Here is a 12046-nt window from a genome sequence, read left to right on the forward strand (position 1 = left end):
GCAATTGTCCTAATCAGGATTGTTGCTTCCAATTTATCGGCTTGGCCGTGCGGGGGCAATCCTGCCGTCAGGCGAGGGGAGAGAACGCATGCGGGCGATCAAGGGGGCAGCCGTCGCGATCGTCGCGCTGCTCGCGGGGCTGGGCTCCGCACAAGGGCAGACGCGACAGGAAACGGCGTCGCCGCCGGTCGCCAGGGCGATCGCGCCGGCGAAGGCCGCACCGTCCGCCTCGGTTCCGGTGGCGATGGCGACAGCGCCCGCCCTGACCAAGGCCGATGTCGACCTGTGGCTGGACGGCTACATGCCCTACGCCCTGCGCACCGGCGATATTCCCGGCGCGGTGGTCACGGTGGTCAAGGACGGCCAGATCCTGACGACGCGCGGCTTCGGCTACGCCGATCGCGACAAGCGCACGGCGGTCGATCCCTACAAGACCCTGTTCCGCCCCGGCTCGATCTCGAAGCTGTTCACCTGGACGGCGGTGATGCAGCAGGTCGAGGCCGGCAAGATCGACCTGGACGCCGACGTCAACCAGTACCTGGACTTCAAGATCCCACCTTGCCACGGCAAGCCGATCACCACGCGCCAGTTGATGACCCATACGGCCGGCTTCGAGGAAGTCGCCAAGGCGCTCATCTTCTATGGTCAGCCCGAGCCGGTGCTGGGCGACTATCTCAAGAAGCACCTGCCGCATCGTATCTTCGACGCGGGGACCACGCCGGCCTATTCGAACTACGGCACGGCCCTGGCGGCCTACATCGTCGAGCGCGTGACGGGCGAGACATTCAACGACTATCTCGACCGCCACGTCATCGGCCCGCTGAAGATGGCCAACACCACGTTCCGCCAGCCGCTGCCCGCCAGCCTGACCGGGACGGACGCCCAGGGCTATTCGAAGCCTGGCAAGCCCGCGAAGGGCTTCGAGATCGTCGGCCCGGCTCCGGCCGGCTCGGCCTCGTCAACGGGCGCGGACATGGGCCGCTTCATGATCGCCCATCTGCAGGGCGGCGAACTGGACGGCGCGCGCATCCTGTCGCCCGAGACGGCCCGCACGATGCACTACAGCCCCCTGGACAAGGTGGATCCCAAGTCGCTGATCCCGCCGCTGGACCGCATGGAGCTGGGTTTCTTCCAGACCTCGATCAACGGCCGCTACGTCATCGGTCACCTGGGCGACACCGAGGGCTTCCACTCCTCGCTGCACCTCTACATGGACGAGCATGTCGGCCTCTATCTGTCGCTGAACAGCGGCGGTCGAGAGGGCGCGGCGGGGACGTTGCGCACCGCCATCTTCCGTGACTTTTCAGACCGCTATCTGCCCTATGCCGGCGCCCCCGACGGCAAGGTCGACGCCAAGGTCTCGGCCGAGCACGCCAAGGCCATGGCCGGCGCATGGTGGGCCAGCCGGCGGGCCGACAGCAGCTTCCTGTCGCTGTTCTACGCCGTGGGTCAGGCCAAGATCGCCGTCGGCCCCAAGGGCGAGCTGATCATCCCCAGCGTGCTGGGGCCCAATGGCCGTCCCAAGGAATGGGTCGAGATCGCCCCGTACGTCTGGCGGGAGGTCGGCGGCCACGATCGCCTGGCCGCCCAGGTGGTGGACGGCAAGCCGGTCCGCTGGAGCTGGGATTTCGGCTCGCCGTTCATGGTGTTCGACCGCGCCCCGGCCGCCCGCGACATGACCTGGGCGCTGCCGGCGATGCTCGTCAGCATCGGCGTCCTGGTCCTGACCTTCCTCTACTGGCCGGTCGTGGCCCTGGTGCGTCGCCGCTACAAGGCCAGCCCGGACATCTCGGGCAAGGCCCTGACGGCCTCGCGCGCCTCGCGGATCGGCGCCGGCCTGCTGCTGGCCCTGCTGATCGGCTGGGTCGTGGGCATGATCCAGCTGACCTCCAGCGCCGCGGCCCTGGCCGGCGCCATGGACGGCGTGATGCTGCTCCTGCAGGGGCTGGGCTGGGTCATCTTCCCGGTGGCGCTTGTCACGGCCGGCTGGAACGCCTGGCTGACCTGGACCGACGGCCGTAGCTGGGCGCGCAAGCTGTGGAGCATGCTGCTGCTGCTCTCGGCCCTGCTGCTGTTCTACGTCGCCCTGGCTTTCCACCTCCTGGGCATGTCGGTGAACTACTGATGGGCCGGCTGACCCTGGACATCGCCGACGAGACGCTCCGGCTGGCTCAGCCCTTCCGCATCGCCGGCCACGTCTTCGACACGTCCGACATCATCGTCGTGACGCTGTCGGAGGCCGGCCAGAAGGGTAGGGGAGAAGCGGCCGGGGTCTTCTTTCTGAAGGAGACCGTCGACAGCATGCGGGCTCAGCTCGAGGCTGTCCGCGAGGCGATCGAGGCCGGGCCGACGCGGGAGGCGCTGCGTTTCATTCTGCCGCCCGGCGGGGCCCGTAACGCCGTCGACTGCGCCCTGTGGGAGCTGGAAGCCGCGCGGACCGGCTTGCCGGTCTGGCGGCTGGCGGGACTGGACGCGCCTCAGCCGTTGCGCACCACCTTCACCCTCGGCGCCGATACGCCGGAAGCCATGGCCAAGGGCGCGACGGCTTACGTCCAGGCCAGATCGATCAAGATCAAGCTGACCGGCGACCTGCCGTTGGATCAGGCGCGGGTGCGGGCCATCCGCGCCGCGCGACCGGACGCCTGGCTGGGCGTAGACGGCAACCAGGGCTTCGTCCGCGCCGACCTGGAGAGCTTGGTCGAAACGCTGGTCGAAGAACGCGTCTCTCTGCTGGAGCAACCCCTGGCGCGCGGCCACGAGCACGAGCTGGAAGGCTTCCACAGTCCGATCCCGATCGCCGCCGACGAGAGTTGCGTCTCGCTGACCGATGTCTCGGCCGCGGTGGGCCGCTTCCAGATCATCAACATCAAGCTCGACAAGTGCGGCGGGCTGACGGAAGGCCTGCTGATGGCCGCCAAGGCCCGGCGCCTGGGCCTGGGCGTCATGGTCGGGACCATGGTGGGCACCAGTCTGGCCACCGGGCCGGGCTTCGTGCTGGGCCAGGTCTGCGATCTGGTCGACCTGGATGGCCCGACCTTCCTGGCGAAGGATCGGCCGCCGAGCGTGGTCTATCGCGACGGCGCTGTCTGGGCTGGCGAAAGCGTCTGGGGCGCCCCGGCCGCGGCGGCGGCCGCATGAGCCGCAAGGCGCTCGACGCCTCGCCATGGTTCGGTCAGCCGCGCGGCCTGACCGTCCTGTTCCTGACGAACATGTGGGAGCAGTTCTCCTATTTCGGCATGCGCGCCCTGCTGGTCTACTACATGACCAAGGAGCTGCTGATCGCCCAGGGGACCTCGTCCCTGATCTACGGGACCTACACGGCCTGCGCCTATTTCACGCCCATCGTCGGCGGGGTGATCGCCGACCGGCTGCTGGGCAAGCGGCGGGCGATCATCATCGGGGCCAGCGTCATGGCGCTGGGCCATTTCATGATGGGTTTTCCGAACCTGTTCTATGTCGCCCTGGCCACCATCGCCCTGGGCAACGGCCTGTTCCTGCCGACCCTGCCCAGCCAGATCAACGACCTCTATGCGGAGGGGGATCCCCGGCGCGGCTGGGCCTACAACGTCTACTATCTGGGCATCAATATCGGCGGCTTTCTCGCGCCGCTGCTGTGCGGAACGCTCGGCGAGCTGTTCGGCTGGCACGTCGGCTTCGCCGTGGCGGGCTTCGGGATGCTGGCGGGCCTGTTGATCTATCTGTGGGGTCAGCGCTACCTGCCGGCCGAGCAGAAGAAGACCGACGTCGCGCCCGACGCCGCCAAGGGGCGCATGGGCTTGCCGACCGTGCTGGCCCTGGCCGGCGTCGCGCTGTCGGTCACCGTCTTCCGCGGCGCCTACGAGCAGGCCGGCAACACCGTGGCCTTGTGGGCCGACGCCGGCGTCGACCGGACGCTCGGATCCTGGCTCGTGCCGATGACCTGGTTCCAGTCCCTGAACCCTCTGCTGGTCATGGCGATGACGCCGATACTGCTGGCCGGCTGGAAGAGACGCGCCGACGGCGGACGGGATGCGTCGCCGGCCCAGCGGATGGCGACCGGCGCGCTGATCGTGGCGGGAGCCTTCCTGCTGCTGTGCGCCGTCGACGCGTTCAGCGGGGGCAGGGCGCACTGGCTGTGGCTGGTGGCGTTCTTCGGGATCTACACCTTCGGCGAACTTTTCATCCTGCCCACCGGACTGGGTCTGTTCGCCCGCCTGGCTCCGCCCGGGTTCGGCGCGACCACCGTAGCGGCCTGGTACCTGACCATCTTCGCGGGCAGCCTTAGCGCGGGTCTGGTCGGCACTCTGTGGAGCCGGGTGAGCCACACGGCCTATTTCGCGCTGCTGGCGGGGCTGGCCGTGACCGCGGCGATCCTCCTGCGTCTGATCGATCCCTGGGCGCGCAAGGCCGAGGCGGGCCGACCCCACGATTGCCGTTGACAATTCTCTGATTGGGATAACATTGTCCTAATCAGGATTATATTTGCGTAATGGCAAGCGGGCCGAGCACGGAAAAATCCGAGCGGCCGCAGCGCGCGGCGGAGGGGATGTCTCACCGGGGCCGCCGGCGCTTTAACGAGGGGGAATTTGGATGAAGCTCAATCGTGCGACCCTGCTGATCTCCAGCGCCGTCGGCGCCCTGATGATGCAGGCTCCGGCCTTCGCGGCCGACGAAGGTCCCAAGCCCGTCTCGACCGTCGAAGAGATCGTCGTCACCGCCCAGAAGCGGGAACAGACCCTGATCGACATTCCGCAGGCCATCTCGGTGGTGTCGGGGGACACGCTGGAAGCCCACCAGGCGAACAATTTCAGCGACTATCTGAAGCTGGTTCCGGGCCTGCAGCTGGACCAGAGCACGCCCGGCGAGGGTCGCCTGGTCATGCGGGGCGTCAACACAGGCGGCGTGGCCTCGACCGTGGCCGTCTATATGGACGAGACCCCGTTCGGCTCGAGCAGCGCCCTCGTCAACGGCGCGGTGCTGGCCGGCGACTTCGATACGTTCGACATCGCCCGCATCGAGGTGCTGCGCGGCCCACAGGGCACGCTGTATGGCGCGAGCTCGATGGGCGGCCTGTTGAAGTTCGTGACCAACACGCCTGACACCAAGGGCTTCATCGCTCGCGCCCGCGTCGCGCTCGAGGACACCAAGGGCGGCGCGATGTCGTATCGCACGACGGCGATGGTCAACATCCCGCTCGGCGAGACCGTCGCGGTCCGCGCCTCGGGCTTCTACCGCAAGGACGGCGGCTTCATCGACTCGATCGGAACCGGCGGTTCGGACGTCGAGCGGAACATCAACGACGCCAAGGTCTATGGCGGCCGCGCCTCGCTGCTGTTCAAGCCGACCGACAAATTCGACCTGCGCCTGACGGCGGTGCTGCAGGACATCAAGGCCGACGCCCCGACCGTGGTCGAGAGCGATCCCGACACCCTAAAGACCCTGCACGGCGGCCCGACCCTGTCGCAGTTCGCGCCGGCCTTCTCGGACGTCGAATACCGCATCTACAACGCGGTGGTGAACTACGACCTGGGCTTTGGCACGCTGACCGCGTCAAGCAGCTACAACAAGCAGAACCAGACCAAGCGCGACGACGCCTCTTTCAACCTCAGCGGCCTGATCGAGAGCGTGTTCGGTCCCGCCAACGACCTCTACCTGGGCCAGAAGACCAACAACCGGAAATATACCGAGGAAGTGCGCCTGGCCTCGAACGCCGGCGCGCCGTTCGAGTGGCTGGTCGGCGGCTATTTCACCGACGAGAAGGGCCTGATCCACCAGGAGTACATCGCCGTCCAGCCGGGCACGCTGACCCAGCTTACCGGTCTGCCGCTTCTGGCCAACCTCGACCTCAATTCGCGCTACAGGGAATATGCCGGCTTCGCCAACGCCACCGTGCATCTGGGCGAGCGGGTGGATGTCGATCTGGGCGGCCGCTACAGCCACAACAAGCAGGTCGCCGGGCAGTCGGCCACGGGCGTGCTGGCCGGCGGTACGCCGATCAACAGCGGCCTGAAGTCGTCGGACAACGTCTTTACCTACTCGCTGGCCCCGAAGTTCAAGATCGACGATCGCCGCGCGGTCTACGCCCGCGTCGCCAAGGGCTATCGTCCGGGCGGTCCGAACGTGATCCCGCCCAGCGCGCCGGCCGACACCCCGGCCACCTTCGCGCCGGACAAGGTCACCAGCTACGAGGCCGGCTTCAAGGGCGAGAGCGCCGACCGTCGCGTCAGCCTGGACGTCGCCGCCTTCCACATCGACTGGAAGGGCGTCCAACTGCTGACCGTGGTCAACAATTTCGGCATCAACACCAATGGCGCGGACGCGAAAAGCGACGGCGTCGAGTTCACCGCCATGGCCCGCCTCGCCAGCGGCCTGACCGTATCGGCCAACGGCGCCTATACCGACGCCAAGCTTTCGGGCGACACCAGCGCCCTGGTCGGCGGCAAGAAGGGCGATCAGCTGCCCTTCACCCCCAAGCTCAGCCTGGGCTTCAATGGCGACTATACTTGGATGATCGGCGACAAGCAGGCCTATGTCGGCGCCTCGCTACGGGTGATGGGCAAGCAGAGCGGCATGTTCGACGCCGAGTACCGCGCCGCGCACAGCCAGCAGCGCCAGCTTCCCTCGTACGAGGTCGTCGACCTGCGGGCCGGGGTCAGTTTCGGCAAGGTGGACCTGGAGGCGTACGTCAAGAACGCCTTCGACTCGGACGGCAAGATCTCGACCGGCGCGGTCACCGCCAATGGCCTGCCGGTCTCTCCGGGCGGCGCGATCGGCACGGGCGTGATCCGGCCGCGCACGATCGGCCTCAGCCTGACGGCCGGCTTCTGATCACATGACCGCTATCGCCAGAACCGCCCAGGACGATAAGGCCGATGAGGCTATGGAGGGCGCCTTGCCGTCGCCCTACCTCCTGTTCCTCGGCGACACGGTCGAGCCCGGCTACGCCAAGACCGCGTTCGGCCTGCGCGACTGGGTCGGCGAGCGCTGCGTCGGCGAGTTCGTCCTGCCGGGCGCCCGGGTCAGCACCGGCCTGCCAGCCCTGGCGCCGGCCCAGGCCGTGGCCGAGGGCGCGCGGGGCATGGTGATCGGCGTGGCCAACGCCGGCGGGATCATCCCGCCAGCCTGGATCGCCGGTCTGGTCGAGGCGCTGGAGGCGGGGCTCGACCTCATCTCCGGCATGCACGCCAAGCTGGGCGATATCCCGGAGTTGAAGGCCGCCGCCCAGCGGACCGGCCGCCGGCTGATCGACGTGCGCACTCCGCCGACAGGGATTCCCGTCGGCTCGGGCAAGCGCCGCTCGGGCCGCCGGATCCTGACCGTCGGCACCGATTGCGCTCTCGGCAAGAAGTACGCGGCCCTGGCCATCACCCGAGGACTGCGTGGACGTGGCGTCGATGTCGACTTCCGGGCCACCGGCCAGACCGGGATCATGATCGCCGGCGCCGGCATACCGATCGACGCGGTGGTCTCCGATTTCATCGCCGGGGCGGCCGAGATGCTCAGCCCCGCCGCGCCGGCCAGCCATGTCGACGTGATCGAAGGGCAGGGGTCCTTGATGCACCCCGCCTACGGCGCGGTGTCGCTGGGTCTGTTGCAAGGCAGCCAGCCCGACGTCTTCGTGGTCTGTCACGAGCCGGGCCGCACCCAGATCCTCGGCTATCCCGGTCACGCCGTGCCGTCGATCGAGGCGGTGATCGAGGCGACCGTCCTGATGGGGCGGGTGACCAATCCGAATATCCGCTGCGCGGGGATCAGCCTCAACACCGGCAAACTGTCGCCCGAGACCGCCCAGGCCGAAATCGCGGCCGTGGCTCAGCGCCTGGGCCTGCCGACCGCCGACCCGCTGCGGGGCGGCCCGGCCTTCGAGCGGCTGCTGGACGCCTGCCTCGCATGAGCGGGAAGGCGGCCCCAGGCTGGTTCAGCCGCTGGCTGCTGCCAGGCCTGGCGTTCAAGGCCGCCGTCATCGGCGGCGGCTACGCCACCGGCCGCGAGATCGCCGAGTTCTTCCTGCCCGCTGGTCCCTGGGGCGGCCTCGTCGGCCTGGCCTTGGCGACGCTGATCTGGAGCGGCATGTGCGTCCTGACCTTCCTGTTCGCGCGAGCGACCGGGGCGCGGGACTATCGGAGTTTCTTCCAGGCCCTGCTGGGGCGCGGCTGGATCGCCTTCGAGCTGGCCTACGCCTTCTTTGTCGTCCTGGTGCTGGCCGTGTTCGGCGCGGCGGCCGGCGAAATCGGCCATGCGGTGCTCGGCGCGCCGAAGTGGGCGGGGATGCTGGCCCTGCTGCTGGGCGTCACCGGCTTCGTCGCCTTCGGCAGCAAGGTGGTCGAGCAGTTATTCGCCTGGGTCTCGATCCTGCTCTACGGCGTCTATGGCTTGTTTCTCGTTCTGGCCCTGACGACCTTCGGCTCCGACATCGCCGCCGCCTTCGCGGTTCCGGTCCAGGTCGGGGCCGACGCCCTGATCGGCGGAACCACCTATGCCGGCTACAACATCATCGGCGCGGTGATCATCCTGCCAGTGACCCGGCGCCTGCTCAGTGACCGGGACGCGGTGACGGCCGGCCTGATCGCCGGGCCTCTGGCGATGATTCCGGCCTTCGTCTTCTTCGTCTGCATGTGCGCCTATGCGCCAGCCGTCACGGGCGCGGCCCTGCCATCGGACGTGCTGTTGGCCAAGCTGAACCTGCCGGTCTTCCGCGCGCTGTTCCAACTCATGGTCTTCGCGGCGCTGCTGGAGAGTGGCGCGGGCGCGGTCCACGCCATCAATGAGCGCGTCGCCGTAGCCTTCCAGGTCCGGATGGGACGGCCGTTCGGCGCCCGCGCCCGCGCCGCCTGCGCCCTGGCGCTGCTCGTGTTCTGCATGGTGCTGGCCGATCGGGTCGGGCTGGTGAGCCTGATCGCCGGCGGTTATCGCCTGCTGGCCTACGCCCTGATCGCGCTCTACGTCGCGCCGCTGGCGCTGGTCAGCCTTGTTCGTTTCGCCCGACGTCCCGTCTTCCAGCCGGAGGTCTCATGATCAGCCTCATTCTCGCCGCGGCGCTTGCCGCCGGCCCCGTCGTCCAGCCGCCCAAGGGCTTCGACGCCCATGTCGAGGCCCTGCGCCAAAAGGTCGGCGCGCCGGGCCTGTCGATCACCATCGTCGACGAGGGGCAAACCGTGCTCGCCAAGGGTTATGGCGTCCGCAAGCTGGGCGACCCGGCCAAGGTCGACGCCGATACGCTGTTCATGACCGGCTCGACCGGCAAGGCCTTCACCACGGCGGCCCTGGCCACCCTGGTCGACGCTGGCAAGCTGTCCTGGGACGACAAGGTCGCCGATCGCCTGCCGGGCTTCCAGATGTACGACCCGTGGGTGACGCGCGAGCTGACCGTGCGCGACCTGCTGGTCCACCGCAGCGGCCTCGGCCTGGGGCAGGGCGACCTGCTGTTCGTGCCACGCAGCAACATCCCGCGCGCCGAGGCCGTGCGCCGCTTGCGCTATCTGAAGCCCGCCACCAGTTTCCGCAGCGGCTATGCCTACGACAACGTCCTCTACATGGTGGCCGGCCAGCTGATCGAGGCGGTGACCGGTCAGACCTGGGAGGCCTATACGCGCGATCATGTGCTGGTCCCGGCCGGCATGAACGCCTCGACCACCGACGAGCGCCGCTTCGACAACCCCAACCGCGCCCAGCCACACGCGCGACTGAACGGAGGCCTGCGCGGGGCCGGCGATCAGGAGATCCTCGACGAGCGCGACGAGCTGGCGCGCAGCGCCGCCCCGGCCGGCGGCATGGCCGTCAGCGCCAACGACATGGCCAAGTGGCTGAAGCTGCAACTGGCCCGCGGCGCCCTGCCGGACGGCAAGCGGCTGTTCAGCGAGGCTCAGAGTCAGGCCATGTGGCAGCCGACGGTTATCGAGCCGATCGACCCCGCGCCCCCCGGCATGGAGGTCACCAAGCCCAACTTCCAGGCCTATGGCCTGGGCTGGGAGATTCAGGACTACCGCGGAACTCAGATCGTCTGGCACGGCGGCGCGGTGCTGGGCTTCAAGACGGTGGTGGTGCTGATTCCCGACCGCAACGCCGGCTTCTCGATCGAGCTGAACAGCGAGGACGGCGAGCTGCCGCGCGGCCTGATGCTGGAGCTGCTGGACCACTATCTGGGGGTCAAGCCCGAGCCGTGGACCGAGCGCTACATCGCCTACAAAAAGCAGTTGATCGCCGGCGCGCTGAAGACCCTGGGCGGCGTCGAGGTCAAGCCGGCCGGCGTCGGGCCTTCGCTGCCCGCGGCCAAGTACGCCGGGACCTATGCCGACCCCTGGTACGGGGACATCGCGGTAACCGAGGGCGACGGGGCCTTGCGCATCGACTTCAAGTCGACCCCGCGCATGGCCGGCAAGCTGGAGCACTGGCAGTACGACACCTTCGTCACCCGCTTCGACGACAAGACGCTGGAGCCGGCCTACGTCACCTTCAACCTCGACCCCGACGGCAAGATCACGCGGGTGACGATGAGGGCGGTGTCGCCGATCGCCGACTTCAGCTGGGATTATCACGACCTGCTGTTCACGCCGAAGGGCGCGCCGTGAACCACGTCAAACCCGCGTCGCTGCAATCTTCAAGGGTGACGCCCGGGCCGGGCGTCACCCTGGAGGCCGATCTGGCGATCATGGCCCGGCTGGAGGGCAAGCCGCTGCCGACCGTGGTCGAGCTGGCCCAGATGCTGGAGGTCTCGCAGACCACGGCCTTTAGGATCATCACCCGCTTCAAGCAGAGCGGCCTGCTGAAGCTGGTCGACCGCGTAAGGCTGCCGGCCGATGTCTGCCACTGCATCGCCGACCTGCGCACTCGGCTGACCGACGGCGGCGCGCTGGACCGACTGGAGGCGCGGCTGCGGGACGACCCATGCGTCTCGACCGCCGCCGCCGTGACCGGCAAGCACAGCTACCGGGTCATCGCCCTGCATCGCGGCATGGCCGAAGCCAATGCGTGGTTCAGAACCCTCCTGACCGAGGACGCTGTCATCGACGGCGCGCTGATCTTCTGTCGGCCGATCATCGACCGCCAGCACTACGCCCAAGCGCTGACCGGCGGTTCTCGCTAGGTTTCGGCGAGCAGAGCCAGGACGTTGGCCAGGGTGGGGGCGAGATCGTCGCGCCGCCAGGCCAAGCCGGTCTCCAGCATCGGCGCCGCGCCGGCCAGGGGGACATAGGCGACCCCCGCTCGCGCCAGGTTTCGCAGCGAAGCCGGCACGAGGGCGATCCCGAGACCGCTGGACACCAGGCTGATGATGGTCTGCATCTGGATGGCCTCCTGGATGATCCGAGCCGCCCCGCCCAGCGATGCGAAATAGCCGGTGACCAGGTCGTGGAAGGCCGGAGCCACGTGCTTGGGAAACAGGATCAGCGGCGAGGCCAGAACCTCGGCGCTGGAGAGCTCGGTCTCGCGGGCGATGCGGCCGTCCTCGATCCAGGCGCTGGGCACGGCGGCGACCAGCGGCTCGCGCAGCAGGCGGCGGTAGGCGAGGCCCGGCGGCAGGGGATGATCGGCCGGCGGGATGATGATGCCGGCATGGCGCTCGCCGCTGACGATGGCCGGGATCTGCACGTCGCTGGTGGCCTCGAACAGGCGGATCTCGACGTCCGGATAGGCCTGGGAGTAGCGCCGCACCAGCGACGGCAGGACGCTGTAGTCGGCCGTGCTGACGAACGACAGCGCCAGATAGCCGGTCTGTCCATCGCGCATCCGCTGGGCCAGGCCAGGCAGGCCGTCAAGCGCCGCCAGGACTTCCAGAACATGCGGCAGCCATTGCTCGCCCAGCGCGGTCAGGTGGACGCTGCGCTTGGTGCGTTCGAACAGCGGCGCGCCCAGGTCGCGCTCCAGGCTCATGATCGACTGGCTGAGCGGCGGCTGGGTCATGCCCAGGCGCTCGGCCGCGCGGCCGAAGTGCAGTGTCTGGGCCACGGCGATGAAGTGGCGGAGCGGGCGAGCGTCCATTGATATTCTCAGCGACCTAATTCGGCTGAACTAATATATTTTGAGAGCGAGCGAAACGGCCCTAAATAACCCCATCGCCGACATTGAGATT

General features: G+C 68.4%; 9 protein-coding genes. 8 read left to right on the top strand and 1 reads right to left on the bottom strand.

Translation table 11 applies throughout. The annotated features are described in order from the left end of the window. Positions 1-88 precede the first annotated feature (88 nt). The 8 genes from AC1RNC_RS06890 (at position 89) to AC1RNC_RS06925 (ending at position 11062) form a co-directional block, all read left to right on the top strand. Positions 89-2125 (top strand): serine hydrolase domain-containing protein, encoded by a 2037-nt coding sequence (locus AC1RNC_RS06890; RefSeq protein ID WP_492884846.1) that lies wholly within the window; start codon positions 89-91, stop codon positions 2123-2125. Next, positions 2125-3138: a dipeptide epimerase gene (locus tag AC1RNC_RS06895; protein ID WP_492884848.1), complete on the top strand. Its 1014-nt coding sequence runs from the start codon at positions 2125-2127 to the stop codon at positions 3136-3138. The genes AC1RNC_RS06890 and AC1RNC_RS06895 overlap by 1 nt, the downstream gene beginning before the upstream one ends. Then, positions 3135-4418 carry a peptide MFS transporter gene (locus AC1RNC_RS06900; RefSeq protein WP_492884850.1) on the top strand — a complete coding sequence of 428 codons (1284 nt, stop codon included), beginning with the start codon at positions 3135-3137 and terminating at the stop codon, positions 4416-4418. The genes AC1RNC_RS06895 and AC1RNC_RS06900 overlap by 4 nt, the downstream gene beginning before the upstream one ends. A 151-nt stretch (positions 4419-4569) precedes the next feature. Then, positions 4570-6807: a TonB-dependent receptor gene (locus tag AC1RNC_RS06905; RefSeq protein WP_492884852.1), complete on the top strand. Its 2238-nt coding sequence runs from the start codon at positions 4570-4572 to the stop codon at positions 6805-6807. Between the two features lie 4 nt (positions 6808-6811). Further along, positions 6812-7873 carry an N-acetyltransferase DgcN family protein gene (locus AC1RNC_RS06910; RefSeq protein ID WP_492884854.1) on the top strand — a complete coding sequence of 354 codons (1062 nt, stop codon included), beginning with the start codon at positions 6812-6814 and terminating at the stop codon, positions 7871-7873. Then, positions 7870-8994: a YkvI family membrane protein gene (locus AC1RNC_RS06915; RefSeq protein WP_492884856.1), complete on the top strand. Its 1125-nt coding sequence runs from the start codon at positions 7870-7872 to the stop codon at positions 8992-8994. The genes AC1RNC_RS06910 and AC1RNC_RS06915 overlap by 4 nt, the downstream gene beginning before the upstream one ends. Next, complete coding sequence (locus AC1RNC_RS06920) at positions 8991-10547, top strand: serine hydrolase (RefSeq protein ID WP_492884858.1); 1557 nt, start codon at positions 8991-8993, stop codon at positions 10545-10547. The genes AC1RNC_RS06915 and AC1RNC_RS06920 overlap by 4 nt, the downstream gene beginning before the upstream one ends. Continuing rightward, on the top strand, positions 10544-11062 hold the full coding sequence (locus AC1RNC_RS06925; RefSeq protein WP_492884859.1) for a MarR family transcriptional regulator: 519 nt from the start codon (positions 10544-10546) through the stop codon (positions 11060-11062). Before AC1RNC_RS06920 ends, AC1RNC_RS06925 begins: the two co-directional genes overlap by 4 nt. Here the strand turns inward: AC1RNC_RS06925 and AC1RNC_RS06930 are convergent. Beyond that, the gene (locus AC1RNC_RS06930) at positions 11059-11955 is read right to left on the bottom strand and encodes a LysR family transcriptional regulator (protein ID WP_492884861.1); all 897 of its coding nucleotides are present in this window, start codon (positions 11953-11955) and stop codon (positions 11059-11061) included. The genes AC1RNC_RS06925 and AC1RNC_RS06930 overlap by 4 nt on opposite strands. Positions 11956-12046 lie beyond the last annotated feature (91 nt).

It is taken from the genome of Caulobacter sp. GW822-FHT01G02 (assembly GCF_058802865.1).